This is a genomic window from Roseovarius conchicola, assembly GCF_041403425.1.
Lineage (GTDB): Bacteria > Pseudomonadota > Alphaproteobacteria > Rhodobacterales > Rhodobacteraceae > Roseovarius > Roseovarius conchicola.
On sequence record NZ_JBGEHK010000005.1, the window covers coordinates 1 to 15,768 of the forward strand.

The window sequence follows — 15,768 nt, forward strand, 5'->3', positions numbered from 1 at the left end:
TCACACGCCGTTCTTCGCCAACTACCGTCCGCAGTTCTACTTCCGCACCACCGACGTGACCGGTACGGTTGAGCTGCCCGAAGGCACCGAGATGGTGATGCCGGGCGACAACCTGAAGTTCGGTGTTGAACTGATCGCGCCGATCGCCATGGAAGACGGCCTGCGCTTCGCCATCCGCGAAGGCGGCCGCACCGTCGGCGCCGGCGTCGTCGCTAAAATCATCGAGTAAGGGTGGCTTGCGTTAGCAAACGCCCGTAAGGCGATAGGGGAATTGCCCGGCAACTCACCAAAAAACCTGATCTCTAAACCACACGAAAAGGGCGCCCCCAAGGGTGCCCTTTTTTTGTCCAGAAGACACCTGTCCTCTCTTTTTCCGAGCAGATGGGTCAATCTGCCGCGCCTTTGCGAGGCGTGCGCGGCGCAGCATTTGCTCTGAAATGTGCTGGTTTCGCGCTCATCGGATGCAGCGTTTTGATCCGAATTTTCCTATAGGAAACAAAAGGCAATACCGAGTTTCTGCAATTGCAGCATCGCTTCGGCATACTACGGTATTCCGCTAAGTCATTGAAATATTGACTTTTTTATTTCCTCCGGCACTCTGGTTATGACACGGAGGAGAGATAGATGGATCAGATAAATGTGATCGCTTGGGAAGGTCGGAGCGAAACCCTTGACGGGTGCATCAGCCAGAGACAGGCCGCGCAGATCCACGCCACGCTTGGCAAACCCGGCACCCCCACTCCGACCCAAGGCGAAGCGATGCCGCAGTTGTGGCACTGGTGCGCTTTCCCGCCCGCGGTGCCGATGAATGAACTGGCGCGCGATGGGCACCCCATGCTGGGCGATTTCCTGCCGCCGGTGAAACTGGAGCGGCGAATGTGGGCCTCGGGCCGTCTGACATTTGGCGCGCCTTTGCGTGTCGGCGAACAGTTCACCCGCCGCTCGACCATCGCCAAAGTGTCCGAGAAAGAGGGTGCCACCGGACCCATGGTGTTTGTCACTGTCGATCATCAGATTTACGGCGACCGCGGGCTGGTGATCGAAGAGCAGCAGGACATCGTTTACCTGGCCATTCCCGACACATTCAGTCCGCCGAAAAAACGGCCATTGCCCGAAACGCCCGTGTTGCATGAGACCGCCGAAGCCTCCGAAGCACTGTTGTTCCGCTATTCAGCAATTACCTTCAACGCACACCGCATTCATTACGATCTGCCATATGCGCGGGAGGTTGAACACTATCCCGGGCTGGTCATTCACGGCCCCCTGCAGGCGATGTGGCTGATCGAGGCCGCGCGCGCATACAAGGGCCGCCTGCCACAGCATTTCGATTTTCGCGGCGTGCATCCCTGCCTGCTGACCCCGGGGGAACCGCGCACGCTCGATATCATGGGGGTCGAACCAAACCCATGCGCTCTTGAACTTTTTGTCGGTCAGGCCGGGCATCAGACGATGCAGGCCACAGCCATCTGGGAGGAAACGCAATGAACAGAATTCTTGACGGAATGCGTGTCGTTGAAAGCTCGGCCTTTGTGGCAGTCCCGCTGGCGGGGATGACCCTGGCGCAAATGGGGGCCGAGGTGATCCGAATTGACCGCCTGGAAGGAGGCCTTGATGCAACCCGCCTGCCGCTGACCCCGTCGGGCGACAGCCTGTTCTGGGCGGGCCTGAACAAGGGCAAGAAATCCATCGCCGTGGATATGCGCACCCCCGAGGGGCGCGATCTGATCACGCAGCTGATCACGGCGCCCGGCAAGGACGCTGGCATGTTCATGACCAACCTGCGCGTGCCTGGATTTACAGATTACAAAACCCTCAGCGCCCAGCGTCCCGATCTGATAATGGCGACGCTGACCGGGGATCGGAATGGCAATCCGCAGGTGGATTATACCGTCAATCCTGCCCTTGGCATCCCTGCCATGACCGGGCCTGAAGGCTATGATGAACCGGTGGCCCACGCGCTGCCCTGCTGGGACCTGATGGCCGGGCATCAAATGGTGTCTAACTTGCTGGCGGCCGAGCGTCACCGCCTGCGCAAAGGATCGGGGCAAGAGGTGGTGATGTCGCTCAAGGACGTTGCTGCTGCGACGATCGGGCATCTGGGGATGATTGGCGATGCGGTGATCAACGACAATGATCGCAGCAAATCCGGTAATGCGCTTTACGGGGCTTACGGGCAGGATTTCGTCTGCGCCGACGGGCAGCGAGTGATGGTAATTGGTCTGACAGACGGTCAGTGGAAGGGCCTGTTAAACGTGACAGGCACGGTCGAGGCAATGGCCAAGCTGGGTCGTCGCATGGGCCGTGACATGAATGAAGAGGGCACCCGCTGGGACCTGCGTCATCAGATCACCGCCATTCTGGCCCCGTGGTTTGCCGCGCGCCGCGTAGAAGAGTTTGCCCCCGAGTTTGAAACGCGCGGCCTGACATGGTCCGTCTTTCGCACGGTCAAGGAGGCGGTTCAGAAAGACCCTGACCTGAGTGAGGCAAACCAGATGTTCTCGGTGATTGATCAACCCGGTGTGGGCCGTTTCCCGGTACCAGGATACCCGGCCGAGTTCGGCAGCCATGGGCGATGCAGACCCGTACCTGCGCCGCGATTGGGTGAGCACACCGAGGAAATCCTTGGCGATGTGATCCGCCTGTCAGATGGGGAGATCGGACAATTGTTCGACAAGGGTGTGGTGCGCGGCATGGACCTGTCCAAGCACAGTAGCGCCTGCCGCTCGGCCGCTTGATCGGGCGGCAGAGGATCTCTGAGACACACCCGGCTGGTTACACTCCGGGGCGATTTTCAAAAGGTCGGATGGGCGCGCTGCGCTTACCTCATTCCCAGCAACTGACCAGCACCGTCATATTCGACGCTTTGCGGGTCAGGGCCTCGGGCGCGATTTGAGTGTTGCCTGTGGCCGCCGATGGCGACACACCGGCCTGTTGCAGGACTTGTGCCACCGTATCGGCGTTTGCAGCCAAGCTGACCCCTTCAGGCAGTTGCCGTCCTTCGCTGGGCGCAGGAAGCAGCATACCCAGAACACCGCCTGTGGCATCAACCACCGGGCCACCGGCATCGCCTTCAAGGGCTGCCAGCGCCAGGCGTTTCTGCTCCACCTCACCGTTCAGGCCCTTTACATCGGCCAGCTGTCCAAAGGTCAGCGTGGGTGCGCCCAACACACCGCCATAGGAATAGCCGGCGACGGCCACATCCGATTGCAGGCGGGGGGCAGCCATTTGGAACGCGGCCACGGCCATTGGCGCCAACTGCTCGACAGGGCGCAGCACTGCGATGCCAAACTTTGTGTCATTGGCGGCCAGCTCGGCCTCATAAATCTCGTCCAGGGTGATGCGTCCGCAATTGGCCACCACGTCGGATGTGGTCACGACCATGCCTGAGTTGTCCACGAAAAAGCCGGATCGCGACAGGGTAGGCCGGCGGATTTCCAACCCCGAGACCAGATCGATACTTTGGTTCTCCAACGTGCCCGCAGCCGCATCCAGCACTCCGTCAATACGTTGGAAGCTTTCCTGCATCTCACCCAAAAGGCGGGTGCGGCGCTCTTCGTCGCCTGCAGGCCAGACCAGGGTGAAGCCCTTGATCTCGCCATCCTTCAACCACGCTTGGGTGTGCGAGATTTTCAACGTACTCTCGCCGATCAGGACAAAAGAACTGTCCTTCAGGTCGCGCGGGCCGGTTTCGGGTACGATCTCAAGCGTTTGCATTATGTCAAACAGCCCGCCCAGCGTGCTTTTGTTGCCTCGCTGGCTGATCAGCAGAACTTTCGCGTCGATATCCCCGGTTGGGGCAAAATGTGCAAACGGGCTTTCATAGCGGTCAAAGCTGACCACCCCGGTGGGCAGGCGCATTTCGATACCCACGGCCTCGTCACGCACCAATTGCAGACCCAGCCCATCCAGCACCGCGTTGTACTGCCGCAACAACTCGGCACGTTGTTTGGTGGTCAGGATACCTGTGGATTCAAACGCGTTGGCCTCTTGCCAGTTGCGCATGGAATTGCGGGTGCCGCGGCCAAAGGCGGCATCGATCGCGCCGTTATAGAAACCGGCCCATTGCAAGGCAGTTTGCAGTTCCGCACGCTCCTCGCGGGACAGCAAAGCCTCGCTGGCGCGGGCCTCGCGCGGGGTTTCATCTGCGGCCTCGGGTTCGGGGACCGGGTCCACCTGCACCACATCCGGATCGGGTTGGGTGGGTTCAGGTTGGGGTTCGGTGATGATCAGCGCCGGACTGTCCAGAAGGTTGGCCCCGACGGGCCAGAATTGTTGCCGGAAATCGGCGCTTTCAGCCAGATAGCTGTCGCGCGGGATCACCCGATCTGCCCGCAGCGCGCGCAACCGTTGGGCCGCTTGTTCCGGTGTGTAGGGACCAAGCGCAATGGCGTACCAGCCGCCACCAAGGGAGAACCCGTTCACATCCGAGAAGCGGTTGGCATATTGGCGGATGCTGGCTTGCGCCCGGTTCAGGCTGGGTTGGGCCTCGATCTGGATCCAGGCGGTCTGTTGTGCCTGGGCGGGCTGTCCTGCCGGAATAAGCAGGGTAATCGAAAAAAGGAGTGTAATAAAAACGCGCGTCATCTTGGCTCTTTTGCCCTTCCGTGGAACAGACCTTGTTAAGGTTCCCTGCTTTTTAACAAATCTGTCGCCGGGCGCATCAGAAATATGAACCTGCCTGCCTGTCAGTACAGCCCTGTGACAGGGTGCGCACGCCCCAAACCTGCGATTGACGCTGCCGGGCCTGCGCCGTAGGTAGGGGCGGCACAATGACGGGGCATGGATCAGAGGACAGCATGGCCGAAAACAAGGCAAAACCACGCAGTTTTCAGGAGATTATCCTGCGGCTTCAAAGCTACTGGGCACACCAAGGCTGTGCCATCATGCAGCCCTATGACATGGAAGTGGGGGCAGGGACGTTTCACCCGGCCACGACCCTGCGTTCGCTGGGTTCCAATCCATGGGCAGCCGCCTATGTGCAGCCCTCGCGCCGCCCCACCGATGGGCGCTATGGTGAGAATCCCAACCGGCTGCAGCACTATTATCAGTATCAGGTGCTGATCAAACCCAGCCCGCCGGATTTACAGGATTTATATCTCGGCTCGCTTGAGGCGATTGGCATCGACATGGCCCTGCATGATATCCGTTTTGTCGAGGATGACTGGGAAAGTCCCACCTTGGGTGCCTGGGGCCTTGGCTGGGAAGTTTGGTGTGACGGAATGGAAGTCAGTCAGTTCACCTATTTTCAGCAGGTCGGCGGCCATGATTGCCACCCGGTCTCGGGCGAGTTGACCTATGGGTTGGAGCGTCTGGCGATGTACGTGTTGGGCATTGATCATGTGATGGATATGCCATTCAATGATCCCGATGCTCCGATTGCATTGAAATACGGCGACGTGTTCCGCCAGACCGAGCAGGAATACTCTCGTTTCAATTTTGACGTGGCCGATACCGCAGTGCTGCTGCGTCATTTCGAAGAGGCCGAGGCCGAATGCGCCGCGATCCTTTCGCAGGAGCACGTTGATCCCAAAACCGGTAAGCGCATCATCATGGCCCATCCGGCCTATGACCAATGCATCAAGGCCAGCCATATCTTCAACTTGCTGGATGCGCGCGGGGTGATCTCTGTCACCGAACGCCAGGCCTATATCGGACGTGTGCGCGCACTGGCCAAACAATGTGCCGACGCCTTCGTGCAAACCGAAGCCGGGGGCCACGCGGCATGACGATTACATCCTCCATCCCCGTTTTGCGCGGTGCGGATTATCCGCGCGCCAAGGCGTTCTGGGTGGACACCATGGGGTTCTCTGTTGCTGAAGAAGGCGGTGATCCGCCACGGTTTGGCATCTTTCGCCGGGATCAAGCCACGGTCTTTGTTGATACGTGGAAAGGTGCAGACCCCGCGCCATCACCCACCTGGCGGGCATACTTCCATGTCGGGGATGTCGACACCTTTGCCGCCGGCCTGCCTGCTGGAACCGTGATCGAAGGCCCGCGCGACGCCGTTTACGGAATGCGTGAAATCGAGATCGTGGACCCGGACGGCAACCGTCTTTGCTTCGGGGCGGACAACGCATGATGGGTAAAATTCTGGGAGGATCCATTGTGGTCGCCGCCTTGGTCGCCGGCGCGGCGATGTATTATCTGCAGGTCTATCATTTCTACGAAACGCTTGAGCCGAACGGCACAGACGACGTGACCCTCGTCTCGCTTGTTTCGGGTGAGGCTGAACCGGTGCTTTACGATGAATTTCAGGGCATTGACGCCAGCAGTTCTCCGATCCGCTATCGTGCCTGTTTCACCACCACGATGAGCCATGCGATGCTTTCTGAGACCTATGAACCTTACGAGGACGCCGAACCATTGGTCGCCCCCGACTGGTTTGAGTGTTTTGATGCCGAGGCCCTCGGGTCAGAACTGGAAGCGGGTACCGCGTTGGCCTTTCTGGGGGTGCGCGACGTGCAATACGGGATCGACCGGATCGTGGCGATCACCGAAGATGGCCGCGGCTATGCCTGGCACCAGATCAACCGCTGCGGCGAGGTTGTGTTTGATGGCAACCCGGTGCCCGAAGACTGTCCGACCCCACCGGAAAGGAATTAAGCCATGCCTGACCTTCTGATCGAACTCTTTTCCGAGGAAATCCCCGCCCGCATGCAGGCGCGTGCCGGTGAGGATCTGAAAAAGCGGATGACCGACGGGCTGGTCGAGGCCGGGCTGACCTATGCCGGGGCGGCGGTGTTCACCACGCCGCGTCGTCTGGCGCTGACCATCAACGGCATGCTGGCTGAATCGCCCGCCTTGCGTGAAGAACGCAAAGGCCCGCGGGTTGATGCACCTGAAAAAGCCATCGAAGGGTTCTTGCGCGGGGCCGGTGTGGCCCTTGAGGATCTGGAAATCCGGGACGAGAAAAAAGGGCAGGTCTACTTCGCGGTTATTGAAAAGCCCGGCCGTCCGGCGGCCGAGATCGTGGCCGAGGTGCTTGAGGATGTGATCCGCAATTTCCCCTGGCCCAAATCCATGCGCTGGGGGGCGGGCGGCCTGCGCTGGGTGCGCCCATTGCACTCGATCCTGTGCATCCTGACCGATGACGCGGGCGAGGCACAGACCGTTGCGTTGGAGATCGACGGGATTACGACGGGCAACAGCACGCAAGGTCATCGCTTTATGGCCCCGGATGCGTTTACCGTGTCGTCGTTTGAAGACTACGAGACCAAGCTGAAACGCGCCCATGTGGTGCTGAACGCGGGTGAGCGGGCCGAGCATATCTGGCAGGAGGCCAGCAATCTGGCCTTTGCATCGGGGCTTGAAGTGGTTGAGGATAAAGGGCTTTTGACCGAGGTCGCAGGGTTGGTGGAATGGCCCATCGTGCTGATGGGTACGATTGATGAAGATTTCCTGAGCCTGCCGCCCGAGGTGTTACAAACCTCGATGAAAGAGCATCAGAAATTCTTTTCGGTGCGCAATCCCAAGACGGGGCGGATTGAACGCTTTATCACCGTCGCCAATATTGAGACGGCCGATCAGGGCGCGACCATTCTGGCCGGCAACCAAAAGGTGCTGTCTGCCCGGCTGGCCGATGCGAAATTCTTCTGGGAAAACGACCTGCGCATCGCCAAGGACGGCATGGGCGCGTGGATCAAACAGCTTGAGAATGTCACGTTTGAGCGGCGTTTGGGATCACAGGCCGAGCGGATCAATCGCATTGCCGCGCTGGCCCGCGAACTGGCCCCGGTTGTGGGGGCCGATCCCGATCTGGCCGAACAGGCGGCGAAGGTGGCCAAGGCCGATCTGAGCTCGGAAATGGTCTATGAATTCCCCGAATTGCAGGGCTTAATGGGACGCTACTATGCGCTTGAGGCGGGCCTGCCCGAAGAGGTCGCCGTTGCCGCTGAAGAACACTACTCGCCGCTTGGCCCATCCGATGATGTGCCCACAGCGCCTGTCGCAGTGGCCGTGGCCCTAGCCGACAAACTGGACCTGCTGACCGGCTTCTGGGCGATTGACGAAAAACCCACCGGGTCAAAGGATCCCTTTGCCTTGCGCCGTGCGGCGCTAGGGGTGATCCGTTTGATTTTAAAAAATAATTTGAGAATTTCGCTGCCCGAGGTAAACTTCGGACAAATGCTCCAGAAGCTGATGCGCTACTATGATCTTGATATGCTGTACTCTGTAGAAGAATATAGGAATATCGGATCATTTACTTCTGAGGGTGCTGTAGATGCCATTTGGGAAGCATTCATCGGTTGGCGATCTAAGCTGCCGTTTTTGGCAATGTGGCGAGACTTGGAAAACTCACCATCTAAAGAACTGGCAGATTACTCCGGCCTGCTGTACGGAGTGGTCAACTACCTTAGTTTCGATGAAGATGGCAGAACCGAATACATGGCGGACATGTATGGAGGGTCTGAACACGAACATGCTCGGGAATTTCTTGGTGAAGTAGAGAATGTAGTTTCGTTCCTTAAGAATGAAGCGGATTCGCTCCTCTCCTTCTTCCATGACCGCCTCAAGGTTTACCTCCGCGATCAGGGTATTCGCCATGACGTGATTGACGCCTGTCTTGACGAAGGTGCCGATGATCTGGCGCGGGTGGTGGCGCGAGCCAAGGCGCTAAGCGAGGTGCTGGCGACCGAGGATGGTGAGAACCTTGTGCAAGGCTTCAAGCGGGCCAACAACATCCTGTCTCAGGCCGAAGAAAAAGATGGGGTCGAGTATTCCTATGGGGCGGATGTGAAATTCGCGGAAACCGACGAGGAAAAGACCCTCTTTGCCGCGCTTGATACCGCCGAAGGGCAGATCTCCAAGGCGCTGGAATCCGAGGATTTCGCCGGGGCGATGGGGGCGATGGCCGCCCTGCGCCCTGCTGTTGATGCGTTTTTCGAGGCGGTGCAGGTCAATACCGACAATTCCGTGGTGCGGCGCAACCGGTTGAACCTGCTCAGCCGCATTCGCCAGATTTGCGGGCAAGCAGCGGATTTAACCAAGCTGGAAGGTTAATCGTCGGCGTTCGGATCGTAGCCGCGCAGGCGCAGGAACAGGCTGGTTTCGTCATCATTGCGAAAGAACGGCACCGATTGAGGCGGGCTGGGATCATGCGCGCGCGCCTCGACCTCGGCCAGCACGACCTCGGTGATGAAGGGCAGGTCATATTCATGCCGTGCCTTGGCCAGCGGGACCCATTGCAGATGGGACAACTCATCCTCAGCGCGCGAGAAATCATCCAGATCGCTGGCAATCGCCCCGGAATCAATCAGGAAAAACCGCGCATCAAACCGGCGCGGGCGGCCCGGCGGCGTGATTGCGCGGAACACGAATTGCAGTGCCTCGGCCGAAGGCACGTGGCCCGTTGCGGCAAATTCGACCCAATCCTCGGCCGGGGTGCCGGGCCAGTCGCCGGGGGTGCCAAGGATCAGCCCGGTTTCCTCCCAAAGCTCGCGAATGGCGGCGATGGCAAGGGCATGAGAGAGGTCGCTCGCGCTGTCCTCGGCCAGACGATCGGCACAGAGCGCGGGTAGGGGCGTGGCCAGCGGCACATGCGAATCTGCCGCATCCAATGCGCCGCCGGGAAAGACGAACTTGTTGGGCATGAAGGCCGCCTTGGCTCCGCGCTGGCCCATCAATACATGTGGATCAGTGGCGCGATCGCGCAGCACGATCACCGTGGCGGCGTTGCGAATGGCGGTCTTGTCGATGGTGGCAGTGCTCATGATCGGCCCTTTCTCGGAGGAAAGGGTCAGGTCTTGTTGCCGAACCCATGCATCATGCGCGCCCATTGGAAGCCCACGATTGCCCCTTTCAATCGAGGCAGAAGGTAAAGCGACAGGCCGACACATCCAATAGCGAAAATGGTGAACAGAACCAGTGGCTCGGGGCGGAAATGCACGAACACGATATGCAGAAGCGGCGCCATCAGGTGCCCCACAATCAGGATGGTCAGGTAGGCCGGGCCATCATCGGCGCGGTGATGATGCAATTCCTCGCGACACACCGTGCAGGTGTCCCGCACTTTCAGGTATCCTTTCAACAGCGGACCGCTGCCACAATTCGGGCATTTGCCGCGGAACCCTTTGAACACTGACGGCCACACCGGGCGTTCCACTGGAATATCTGTTGCGTCACTCATAGCGCACCTGCTCGTTCGCGAATGCCCGTTTCTGATCCATGTGAGTGGAAACATAAAGGATTAAATTCCCGATGCGTCTCCATGTCGCAAAGCCCTGCAAGTTTTTTGAGCTTTGTGCGACGGAACGTTCGGGCTGCGCCGTAAAACCTATCAGAAACAGGCAGAGAGGCCGGTTTCGAACAGTAGATGAGACAGAGTGTTAAAGAGAGGCAGACCATGAACAACGTATTTTTGATGGGCGCGCTCAGCGTTGCGATCCTCACCGGTGCCGGTTTGGCCCATGCCCAAGAAGATGGCAAACCGCCCCGTGGCCCGCAATTCAGTTTTGAAGAGGTTGATACCAATGCCGATGGCAAGCTGACCAAGGACGAGATGCGCGATCATCGTCGCATCCAATTCATGAAGATGGATACCGATGGCGACGGTCAGGTCAGCGAAGCCGAGATGCGCGAAGGGATGCAGGCGAAATCGGCTGATCGTATCGAAAAACGCATCAGCCACATGATGAAGCGCCATGATGCCAATGGCGACAATCAACTCAGCCCGGATGAGATCAAACCCAAACGGATGGGCAAGATGTTCGATCGGGCCGATACTGATGGCGATGGTGCAATCTCGCGCGCGGAATTCGACGAGATGAAAGCCAAGCGTGCCAAAAACAAGGCTGATAAAGGCTGATACCACTCGCGGGTGGGCGCGGGGGTTTCGACCTCTGCGCCCCTCATTGCACGAAGGGGCCGCGCAGGGTAGGCCCGAATGATGGACATGGCGCTGGATCAGACAAGTGATATCCCGGATGAGGCGTTGTTGGTGCTGTTTGCCAATGGCGACCGCGTCGCGGCGCGTGCCCTGACCCTGCGCTTGACGCCGCGTGTGCTGGCCCATGCCTTTCGCATGACCGGCAATCGGTCCGAGGCTGAAGACATCGCGCAAGAGGCGATGTTGCGCTTGTGGAAAATCGCGCCTGAATGGCGGCAGGGCGAGGCCAAGGTGACCACCTGGCTTTATCGCGTGGTGGCCAATCTGAGCACGGATCGGTTGCGCCGCCGGGCGCGCTCGAGCCCGCTTGACGCGGCGGAGGATCCTCAGGATGAGCGCCCCTCGGCGTTAGAGGCCATGCAGGACAGGGCCCGTGCCGATGCGCTGCAAGCCGCGTTGAGTGATCTGCCGGATCGGCAGCGTGAAGCGGTGGTGCTGCGCCATATTGAGGGCTTGGCCAATCCGGAGATTGCCGAGATTATGCAGATCAGCGTTGAGGCGGTGGAAAGCCTGACCGCGCGGGGAAAACGGGCGCTGGCGGCCGGGCTGAAAGACAGACAGGATGAATTGGGGTACACAGAATGACGCAGGAAGATGATGACATGACCGCGCTTGACGCCCATTTTGCCGTCGCGCGCGCCGCCGCGCCGACCCCTTCGGACGATCTGCTTGCCCGCGTTCTGAATGATGCCGAGGCTGTGCAAAAGAAAGCGCCGTCGGCTGTGACGCCCGCGCCCGTTCGGATCAGTCCCATGACACAGCTGTTCTGCCTGCTGGGAGGCTGGCCTGCGATGGGTGGGCTGACCACTGCGGCAGTGGCCGGGCTCTGGTTGGGGATCAGTCCGCCGGTTGTTTTGCAGGAGTTGAGTGGCGGATATCTGGGGCCGGATGCCACTGCCTATCTGATTGATACCAGTGCTGATGTGGCCCTTGGTCTGGTTGAGGAGGCTATGTGATGGACAGCCCGGAACAAAAAACCAGCGCTGGGATGCGGCCTTGGCTGCGGGTGGTGTTTGGTCTTTCGCTGGCGCTGAATCTGCTTGTAGTGGGTGCCGTTGTCGGCTCGGTCATAAAATGGGGCGGCAAAGAGCGTGGCCCCGGCGCACGCATCGAACAGATGGGTGGCCCACTGACCCGGGCGCTGTCGAAACGCGACCGACACGAGATTGGCCGCGAGATGCGCCGTGCCTTCGATAAGACGCCCGACGGGCAAAACGAAAGACGTGCCGCCCTAGAGGCACTGGTGGCGGATCTGCGCGTAGACCGTTTTGATCGTGAGGTGGTCGCCGGTCACCTCGCGCGCCAACGGGCCTTCCTGAATGATCGGATGGCCTTTGGTCAGGGATTGATGCTGGAGCGGATCGAGAAGATGAGCGTTGAAGAGCGTGCTGCCTTCGCGGACCGCTTGGAGAAAAGACTGGATCGCGGACGTAAAGAGAAACGATAACAGATCGTTACGCCGCGCAAACCGTGTTACGCCCTTCGGCCTTGGAGCGATAGAGCGCGCGGTCCGCAAGATCCAGAAGATCATCGGTTCTGGTTTCGCTTGCATCGGCCAACGCCAACCCGATGCTGATTGTCACCCTGGCCGGGGCGCGTTGACCGGGCAGGGCAATGGGTGTGTCACGCACCAGGTGACAGAGTTGGGTCGCTATCTCACGGGCCTGATCCTGGGTTGTGCCGGGCACAATGATCAGAAACTCTTCGCCACCAATTCGCGCTACCAGGTCATCCTTGCGCATATGGCCCTGCAAAAGCTTTGCCACGTGGGTGAGTACCGCATCGCCCGCAGCATGACCGAACCGGTCATTGACCTGTTTGAAGTAATCGAGATCGGCCACCATAACCGCAAAACTACCCGCTTCGCTGCCTTGAGTTTCCATCAGGCAACGGAGATAGGACAGCGCGTAACGGCGGTTATAGAGCCCGGTCAGCGGATCAATCACGGCAGCCTGAAGCCCATCTTTCAACCTGTCGCGCAACCGGTCGCTGTTGCGTTTCTGTTCCAGCTGCTTGTCGATACGGAGCGCCATTTCCTCTGTCTCGGTGTCGATCACGATCACATCGCCAGCCCCCAGATCCAGCAGGTTCGAGGCCAGCGTCGTATCCCACTCGGGCATGACGGCAACCACCGGGCAATTGCGCGTGACCGGGTCGGCGCGCAGCTCGGCCAGCAGACGCAGCCCGTCTTGTCCCTGACCCTCGGCCAATTGCAATAGAAACAGATCCGGTACGGGTGTGGCCCCCATCGCAGGGTCGGGGACGACGGCGCACATGATTTCCTCGGCGCTCACCATCCGCAGGCTGTGATGCACATGCGAGGCCAACCGGGATTGCAGAACGCGCGCAGTTTGTTTTTGCTGGGCGATAAGACCGATGTTACCGAGTAGGTCAAAACAACCCTGGTCTTCTGCAAAGCCAAGCGCCTGCGCCGTCAGGGAGTGATGGCGCAATTCCTGATCCGAAAGGCGCTGACGCATGAGATTACGTAACCGGGCCAGCAATATCTGTTCATCCAGAGGCCGGCAAAGCACATCCTCCGCCCCGGCCTTGAGGGCACGGACACGATCTTCGGCAGTATCAGAGTTGAGGAGAACGACAACCGGGGTGGCCACGGCATCATCAGTGGAGAGTTGGAGGCGGTGAATACTATCGCTCAGCGCGCTGGTTCTGGCGTTGGCAGAGCTTTGATCCGCGCAAGAGCCTGTTTCGCCCTCTTCCCCCTGGCGTGCACTAAGAAGGATCATATCGGGGCGTAGATCGGGCAAGCGCGCACAGGCGTCATCCACCGAAGCTGCCTGCGCCACATCGTAATAGGCGGCCGACAATTTGACCTTCAGGATAATCCTGTTGGTCGCAAGATCGTCAATGATCAGCACACGGCCTGGCATATGGAGGGACCTTTCTGGCTTGCCCTTCTCGTTGGCTTGACTATCCATGGGAGAAGTTAAGAAATCCTTTCCGGGAATTAGGACACATGAGCATGTCGCAGCAGGCCGCGGAGGTCGTCGGATTGAAGGCGTTAACGTGGTTGGCGGGTCATGAAGACCTGCTGCCTGTTTTCCTGGGTGCTACTGGCGCATCTGAGGGTGACTTTCGCCAACGTATTGATGATCCAGAGTTTTTAGGGTCTGTTTTGGACTTCATCCTGATGGATGATGCATGGGTGCAAGAGTTCTGCGAGGCAGCCGCGCTGCCCAACGAGACACCCTATATGGCCCGGGTGACCCTGCCGGGCGGTGCCGAGGTAAACTGGACATGAGCGGTTTTGCGCCTAAAAGAGTTAACCCCGAAGGATTTCTGTTCGACAAGGACGGCACCCTTTTTGACTTTCATGCGACTTGGAATGTGTGGGCAGGTGGTCTGATCAGGGAGCTGTCTGGTGGCGATCCCGCGGTGATCGACGCGCTGGCCAGGTCGATGCATTACGATCTGGCCACGCAACGGTTTCTGCCTACCAGCCCGGTGATTGCCGGCACCAATCGCGAGGCGACGGAATGTGTTGCCGTCGCCCTGCCAGAGCGTGATTTCGACGAGCTTGAACATCATTTGATGGTTTCTTCATCGCAGGCACCTCTGGTGGCGGCCGTCCCTCTGGCGCCGTTTCTGGATGATCTGGCCGGGCGCGGCATGGCACTGGGCGTGATGACCAATGATACCGAGTTCGGCGCGCGGGCGCATCTCGACGTGGCGGGGGTCACGGAGAAATTCGACTTTGTGGCGGGGTTTGATTCCGGGCACGGGGCCAAGCCCGATCCCGGCCCGTTGCTGGCGTTTGCCCGCAGCATGCAACTGGACCCCGCAGCTGTCGTGATGGTGGGTGACAGCGCCCATGACCTGATTGCGGGCCGTGCGGCAGGGATGCAGACGATTGGGGTGCTGACCGGCGTCGCTGAAACGGACGACCTTGCCCCGTTGGCTGATATTGTCCTGCCCGATATCGGGCATATCCCCGCTTGGCTGGAGGGATGACACGACATCCGCTGTTTGGGTTGGGGCTGGCCACATTTGGCACCCTCATATTGACGCCTGACGCGTTGCTGATGCGGCTGTCGCAGATGGACGGGTTTCAGATGGCAGGCTGGCGTGGGCTGATCATGGGGATTGTACTGATCTTGGCCTGGGCCGTCACCAGCCGTCATCACCGGGCCGATGTCGAGGCACTGACCGAGCGGTTCGGTATCACCATCGTTATCTGTCAGGTTTTCAACTCGACCCTGTTCTGCCTTGGGATTGCCATTGCCCCCGTGGCCATCGTGCTGTTTGGCGTGGCCGCGGTGCCGGTTTTTGCCGCGCTTTTGGCCTGGCTTATCCTGGGCGAGCCGACCCGCGCTATCACATGGGCGGCCATCATCGCCGTGCTGATCGGCATTGGAATTGCTGTTTCAGGCAAGGCCGAGACGGGCGTAGCGTTTGATGCCACCTCGCTTTATGGTGCGCTGTTCGGGTTGGGCGTGGCGCTGGTGCTGGCGCTTAACTTCGTTGTTGTTCGGGCGCGTCCCCGCCTGCCGATCCTGCTGGCCATCGGTCTGGGTGCCCTGGTCGCCGGGATCGTCAGCACGTCGATCACTGGCATAGGTCAGATGGGGCAGGGACATATATGGCCGATGGCACTCACGGCAATGGTCGTGTTGCCCGTGTCATTTGCCTCCCTCTCGATTGCGTCGCGCTACACCCATGCGGCCAATGTAAGCCTGCTGATGTTGTTGGAGACGGTGTTGGGGCCGCTTTGGGTCTGGCTGGTTCTGGCCGAAACGCCAACACCGCGCATGATGCTGGGGGGCACCATCGTGGTGTTGAGTCTGTTTATCTACTTGATCGTTACCGGGCGTCGTGCGGTGAAACCCAAGCCGGGATCATGAAAACGACAAGCTAAGTCGCAA

At 59.6% G+C, this 15,768-nt stretch carries 18 protein-coding genes; 14 read left to right on the forward strand and 4 right to left on the reverse strand.

Annotated features, from left to right (window positions below; genetic code table 11):
* The 3 genes from V6N02_RS14320 to V6N02_RS14330 form a co-directional block, all read left to right on the forward strand.
* Positions 1–229 (forward strand): EF-Tu C-terminal domain-related protein (locus tag V6N02_RS14320; protein WP_478013484.1); only part of this gene is annotated, 229 nt, incomplete at its 5' end.
* Between the two features lie 395 nt (positions 230–624).
* Entirely contained in the window at positions 625–1,485 is an 861-nt protein-coding gene (locus V6N02_RS14325; RefSeq protein WP_371226383.1) for an HTD2 family dehydratase, read from the forward strand.
* Entirely contained in the window at positions 1,482–2,735 is a 1,254-nt protein-coding gene (locus tag V6N02_RS14330; protein ID WP_371226385.1) for a CoA transferase, read from the forward strand. The genes V6N02_RS14325 and V6N02_RS14330 overlap by 4 nt, the downstream gene beginning before the upstream one ends.
* A gap of 88 nt (positions 2,736–2,823) precedes the next feature.
* On the opposite strand, the gene V6N02_RS14335 is transcribed toward V6N02_RS14330, so the two are convergent.
* Positions 2,824–4,584, reverse strand: a complete 1,761-nt coding sequence (locus tag V6N02_RS14335) for a trypsin-like peptidase domain-containing protein (RefSeq protein ID WP_371226387.1) — start codon at positions 4,582–4,584, stop codon at positions 2,824–2,826.
* A 212-nt stretch (positions 4,585–4,796) separates the two neighbouring features.
* Here V6N02_RS14335 and V6N02_RS14340 point away from each other — a divergent pair, with 212 nt between their 5' ends.
* The 4 genes from V6N02_RS14340 to glyS are packed head-to-tail and all read left to right on the forward strand — an operon-like array spanning position 4,797 to position 9,000.
* Positions 4,797–5,726, forward strand: a complete 930-nt coding sequence (locus V6N02_RS14340) for a glycine--tRNA ligase subunit alpha (protein ID WP_371227135.1) — start codon at positions 4,797–4,799, stop codon at positions 5,724–5,726.
* The gene (locus V6N02_RS14345) at positions 5,723–6,079 is read left to right on the forward strand and encodes a VOC family protein (protein WP_371226389.1); all 357 of its coding nucleotides are present in this window, start codon (positions 5,723–5,725) and stop codon (positions 6,077–6,079) included. The genes V6N02_RS14340 and V6N02_RS14345 overlap by 4 nt, the downstream gene beginning before the upstream one ends.
* Entirely contained in the window at positions 6,079–6,603 is a 525-nt protein-coding gene (locus V6N02_RS14350) for a DUF6446 family protein (RefSeq protein ID WP_371226391.1), read from the forward strand. The genes V6N02_RS14345 and V6N02_RS14350 overlap by 1 nt, the downstream gene beginning before the upstream one ends.
* 3 nt (positions 6,604–6,606) lie before the next feature.
* On the forward strand, positions 6,607–9,000 hold the full coding sequence (gene glyS / locus V6N02_RS14355) for a glycine--tRNA ligase subunit beta (protein ID WP_371226393.1): 2,394 nt from the start codon (positions 6,607–6,609) through the stop codon (positions 8,998–9,000).
* On the opposite strand, the gene V6N02_RS14360 is transcribed toward glyS, so the two are convergent.
* Positions 8,997–9,710, reverse strand: a complete 714-nt coding sequence (locus V6N02_RS14360) for an NUDIX hydrolase (RefSeq protein ID WP_371226395.1) — start codon at positions 9,708–9,710, stop codon at positions 8,997–8,999. The two genes, glyS and V6N02_RS14360, sit on opposite strands and share 4 nt — an antisense overlap.
* Positions 9,711–9,736: 26 nt before the next feature.
* Positions 9,737–10,126: a DUF983 domain-containing protein gene (locus V6N02_RS14365; RefSeq protein ID WP_371226397.1), complete on the reverse strand. Its 390-nt coding sequence runs from the start codon at positions 10,124–10,126 to the stop codon at positions 9,737–9,739.
* A 216-nt stretch (positions 10,127–10,342) separates the two neighbouring features.
* Here V6N02_RS14365 and V6N02_RS14370 point away from each other — a divergent pair, with 216 nt between their 5' ends.
* The 4 genes from V6N02_RS14370 (at position 10,343) to V6N02_RS14385 (ending at position 12,332) form a co-directional block, all read left to right on the forward strand.
* Positions 10,343–10,804: an EF-hand domain-containing protein gene (locus V6N02_RS14370; protein ID WP_371226399.1), complete on the forward strand. Its 462-nt coding sequence runs from the start codon at positions 10,343–10,345 to the stop codon at positions 10,802–10,804.
* Between the two features lie 81 nt (positions 10,805–10,885).
* Complete coding sequence (locus tag V6N02_RS14375) at positions 10,886–11,470, forward strand: RNA polymerase sigma factor (protein ID WP_371227138.1); 585 nt, start codon at positions 10,886–10,888, stop codon at positions 11,468–11,470.
* Positions 11,467–11,841: a hypothetical protein gene (locus V6N02_RS14380; RefSeq protein ID WP_371226401.1), complete on the forward strand. Its 375-nt coding sequence runs from the start codon at positions 11,467–11,469 to the stop codon at positions 11,839–11,841. The genes V6N02_RS14375 and V6N02_RS14380 overlap by 4 nt, the downstream gene beginning before the upstream one ends.
* Positions 11,841–12,332 carry a periplasmic heavy metal sensor gene (locus V6N02_RS14385; protein ID WP_371226403.1) on the forward strand — a complete coding sequence of 164 codons (492 nt, stop codon included), beginning with the start codon at positions 11,841–11,843 and terminating at the stop codon, positions 12,330–12,332. Before V6N02_RS14380 ends, V6N02_RS14385 begins: the two co-directional genes overlap by 1 nt.
* 7 nt (positions 12,333–12,339) lie before the next feature.
* Here the strand turns inward: V6N02_RS14385 and V6N02_RS14390 are convergent, their stop codons facing one another.
* Positions 12,340–13,776: a diguanylate cyclase gene (locus V6N02_RS14390; protein ID WP_371226405.1), complete on the reverse strand. Its 1,437-nt coding sequence runs from the start codon at positions 13,774–13,776 to the stop codon at positions 12,340–12,342.
* Between the two features lie 86 nt (positions 13,777–13,862).
* Here V6N02_RS14390 and V6N02_RS14395 point away from each other — a divergent pair, with 86 nt between their 5' ends.
* The 3 genes from V6N02_RS14395 to V6N02_RS14405 are packed head-to-tail and all read left to right on the forward strand — an operon-like array spanning position 13,863 to position 15,747.
* Complete coding sequence (locus tag V6N02_RS14395) at positions 13,863–14,147, forward strand: DUF3572 domain-containing protein (protein WP_371226407.1); 285 nt, start codon at positions 13,863–13,865, stop codon at positions 14,145–14,147.
* A complete protein-coding gene (locus V6N02_RS14400) occupies positions 14,144–14,857 on the forward strand; it encodes an HAD family hydrolase (protein WP_371226409.1) in 714 nt (237 codons plus the stop codon). The genes V6N02_RS14395 and V6N02_RS14400 overlap by 4 nt, the downstream gene beginning before the upstream one ends.
* Positions 14,854–15,747, forward strand: a complete 894-nt coding sequence (locus V6N02_RS14405) for a DMT family transporter (RefSeq protein WP_371226411.1) — start codon at positions 14,854–14,856, stop codon at positions 15,745–15,747. The genes V6N02_RS14400 and V6N02_RS14405 overlap by 4 nt, the downstream gene beginning before the upstream one ends.
* Positions 15,748–15,768: the final 21 nt, after the last annotated feature.

Excerpts from the sequence above, each read along its gene's own strand:
- V6N02_RS14325 (WP_371226383.1), top strand. The coding sequence starts at position 625 with ATGGATCAGATAAATGTGATCGCTTGGGAAGGTCGGAGCGAAACCCTT.
- V6N02_RS14330 (WP_371226385.1), top strand. The coding sequence starts at position 1,482 with ATGAACAGAATTCTTGACGGAATGCGTGTCGTTGAAAGCTCGGCCTTT.
- V6N02_RS14335 (WP_371226387.1), bottom strand. The coding sequence starts at position 4,584 with ATGACGCGCGTTTTTATTACACTCCTTTTTTCGATTACCCTGCTTATT.
- V6N02_RS14340 (WP_371227135.1), top strand. The coding sequence starts at position 4,797 with ATGGCCGAAAACAAGGCAAAACCACGCAGTTTTCAGGAGATTATCCTG.
- V6N02_RS14345 (WP_371226389.1), top strand. The coding sequence starts at position 5,723 with ATGACGATTACATCCTCCATCCCCGTTTTGCGCGGTGCGGATTATCCG.
- V6N02_RS14350 (WP_371226391.1), top strand. The coding sequence starts at position 6,079 with ATGGGTAAAATTCTGGGAGGATCCATTGTGGTCGCCGCCTTGGTCGCC.
- glyS (WP_371226393.1), top strand. The coding sequence starts at position 6,607 with ATGCCTGACCTTCTGATCGAACTCTTTTCCGAGGAAATCCCCGCCCGC.
- V6N02_RS14360 (WP_371226395.1), bottom strand. The coding sequence starts at position 9,710 with ATGAGCACTGCCACCATCGACAAGACCGCCATTCGCAACGCCGCCACG.
- V6N02_RS14365 (WP_371226397.1), bottom strand. The coding sequence starts at position 10,126 with ATGAGTGACGCAACAGATATTCCAGTGGAACGCCCGGTGTGGCCGTCA.
- V6N02_RS14370 (WP_371226399.1), top strand. The coding sequence starts at position 10,343 with ATGAACAACGTATTTTTGATGGGCGCGCTCAGCGTTGCGATCCTCACC.
- V6N02_RS14375 (WP_371227138.1), top strand. The coding sequence starts at position 10,886 with ATGGACATGGCGCTGGATCAGACAAGTGATATCCCGGATGAGGCGTTG.
- V6N02_RS14380 (WP_371226401.1), top strand. The coding sequence starts at position 11,467 with ATGACGCAGGAAGATGATGACATGACCGCGCTTGACGCCCATTTTGCC.
- V6N02_RS14385 (WP_371226403.1), top strand. The coding sequence starts at position 11,841 with ATGGACAGCCCGGAACAAAAAACCAGCGCTGGGATGCGGCCTTGGCTG.
- V6N02_RS14390 (WP_371226405.1), bottom strand. The coding sequence starts at position 13,776 with ATGCCAGGCCGTGTGCTGATCATTGACGATCTTGCGACCAACAGGATT.
- V6N02_RS14395 (WP_371226407.1), top strand. The coding sequence starts at position 13,863 with ATGAGCATGTCGCAGCAGGCCGCGGAGGTCGTCGGATTGAAGGCGTTA.
- V6N02_RS14400 (WP_371226409.1), top strand. The coding sequence starts at position 14,144 with ATGAGCGGTTTTGCGCCTAAAAGAGTTAACCCCGAAGGATTTCTGTTC.
- V6N02_RS14405 (WP_371226411.1), top strand. The coding sequence starts at position 14,854 with ATGACACGACATCCGCTGTTTGGGTTGGGGCTGGCCACATTTGGCACC.